The following is a 2,069-nucleotide window of genomic DNA, read 5'->3' as shown; positions in this document are numbered from 1 at the left end:
AAGGAAAAACAAATGAAAACTTTAGAAGAAATGCAAGCTATGGATGAAGAAGCTATAAGGGAGTTAGGTTGGGAGTTTTTTAGACTTGTTAAAAATAATAAACTTAAAGAAGTTAAAGAGTTTTTAAAAGATTATCCCGTGCCTGAAGTATTTTTAGAGAAACGTCGTAAGGTATATTGGTGTAATCATCCTATACCTTTTTTTAATCCTAGTTCTACTTTAGCTTGGGCAGGGATTGCTTATGATAAGAGTCAAAGTTTTGAAATGATGGAGTATTTTGAGAGTTTAGGACTTAAAGCTGATGATGAGTGTTTAGGAAATAATGCCCTTACTAGTTATATTGGAGTAGGTGGAAAAAATAAAAAAATGATTGATTATTTTTTTAAAAAAGGATGTAAATTTGAAGTTTATGATGAAAAAGGTGCCACCCCTTTGCATTCTTGGATATTGCTTGGTGATCCTGAATCTGTAAATTTTTTAGAAGTGGCTTTACAATTTGGTGCTGATGTAAATATGAGAAGGATTGAAACAGAACATGAAGATAGTCATATCGATGCCGGGGAAACTCTTTTACATATAGCTGCAAGATCTGAGAAAAAACCTATTGGAACTTGTTTGGAAATTTTGATCAAATATGGAGCTGATGTCAATGCTGCTAATTGCACTATCAATGAAACTAAAGATGATAAAATTGATTATTTTGAACCTGCTACTCCATTAGATAGAGCTATTTCTTTTGGGATAAATAAAAATAAAACAATCTTAAAAAAAGCAGGTGCTAAGACTTGGGAACAATTGGTTAAAGAATACAATATTGATACGAGTTTAGAGAGACCAGAACAAATTAAAATGTATGAAGAAAGAAGAAAGATAAAAAAATAATAAAAAGGAGATATTATGGAATTTGATGTTGAAATTTTAGACAATCTTGAGAATTTTAAAGAATTCTTAAAAACAAAACCTAGCAAAGAAGTTTTACAGGCTGTTAATTCTCATTTAGAGGGTTTTTTAAGTGATGCGTATGATCATATCGATCCAGAAGAATACGAAGTCGCTTTTGAAGAAGAAACAGGAATATCTTATCGTGATGCTACTGAGGAAGAATTTGATGAGTGGTTTATTGCAAATGTACTTTGCTTTGAGGATTTAAGTGAGATTTGCAAAATTCTTCGATCACTTTTAGAGGCTAAAGATTTGGATAAAGCTTTGGAAAATTTTAACAAATAAAAAAAATTAAAAAATTATTTTAAGGAAAAACAAATGAAAACTTTAGAAGAAATGCAAGCTATGGATGAAGAAGCTATAAGGGAGTTAGGTTGGGAGTTTTTTAGACTTGTTAAAAATAATAAACTTAAAGAAGTTAAAGAGTTTTTAAAAGATTATCCCGTGCCTGAAGTATTTTTAGAGAAACGTCGTAAGGTATATTGGTGTAATCATCCTATACCTTTTTTTAATCCTAGTTCTACTTTAGCTTGGGCAGGGATTGCTTATGATAAGAGTCAAAGTTTTGAAATGATGGAGTATTTTGAGAGTTTAGGACTTAAAGCTGATGATGAGTGTTTAGGAAATAATGCCCTTACTAGTTATATTGGAGTAGGTGGAAAAAATAAAAAAATGATTGATTATTTTTTTAAAAAAGGATGTAAATTTGAAGTTTATGATGAAAAAGGTGCCACCCCTTTGCATTCTTGGATATTGCTTGGTGATCCTGAATCTGTAAATTTTTTAGAAGTGGCTTTACAATTTGGTGCTGATGTAAATATGAGAAGGATTGAAACAGAACATGAAGATAGTCATATCGATGCCGGGGAAACTCTTTTACATATAGCTGCAAGATCTGAGAAAAAACCTATTGGAACTTGTTTGGAAATTTTGATCAAATATGGAGCTGATGTCAATGCTGCTAATTGCACTATCAATGAAACTAAAGATGATAAAATTGATTATTTTGAACCTGCTACTCCATTAGATAGAGCTATTTCTTTTGGGATAAATAAAAATAAAACAATCTTAAAAAAAGCAGGTGCTAAGACTTGGGAACAATTGGTTAAAGAATACAATATTGATAC

At 30.7% G+C, this 2,069-nt stretch carries 3 protein-coding genes; all 3 read left to right on the top strand.

The features are described from left to right. Positions 1-12 precede the first annotated feature (12 nt). Positions 13-882, top strand: a complete 870-nt coding sequence (locus tag AJ932_RS08190; RefSeq protein WP_070289016.1) for an ankyrin repeat domain-containing protein — start codon at positions 13-15, stop codon at positions 880-882. Positions 883-897: 15 nt separating this feature from the next. Then, positions 898-1,227, top strand: a complete 330-nt coding sequence (locus tag AJ932_RS08185; protein WP_044779636.1) for a hypothetical protein — start codon at positions 898-900, stop codon at positions 1,225-1,227. 33 nt (positions 1,228-1,260) lie between these two features. After that, positions 1,261-2,069, top strand: an 809-nt coding sequence (locus AJ932_RS08180) for an ankyrin repeat domain-containing protein (RefSeq protein WP_083263176.1), incomplete at its 3' end; no start/stop codon positions are given.

Origin of the sequence: Campylobacter sp. BCW_6873 (assembly GCF_001762365.1) — a bacterium.
Taxonomy (GTDB): Bacteria; Campylobacterota; Campylobacteria; order Campylobacterales; family Campylobacteraceae; genus Campylobacter_D; species Campylobacter_D jejuni.
The sequence above is the reverse complement of the archived record's forward strand: the minus strand, read 5'-3'. Positions and strand labels throughout refer to the sequence as shown.

What these genes read in the sequence shown, in the direction of transcription:
- AJ932_RS08185 (WP_044779636.1), top strand. Translation starts at nt 898, where the DNA reads ATGGAATTTGATGTTGAAATTTTAGACAATCTTGAGAATTTTAAAGAA.
- AJ932_RS08190 (WP_070289016.1), top strand. Translation starts at nt 13, where the DNA reads ATGAAAACTTTAGAAGAAATGCAAGCTATGGATGAAGAAGCTATAAGG.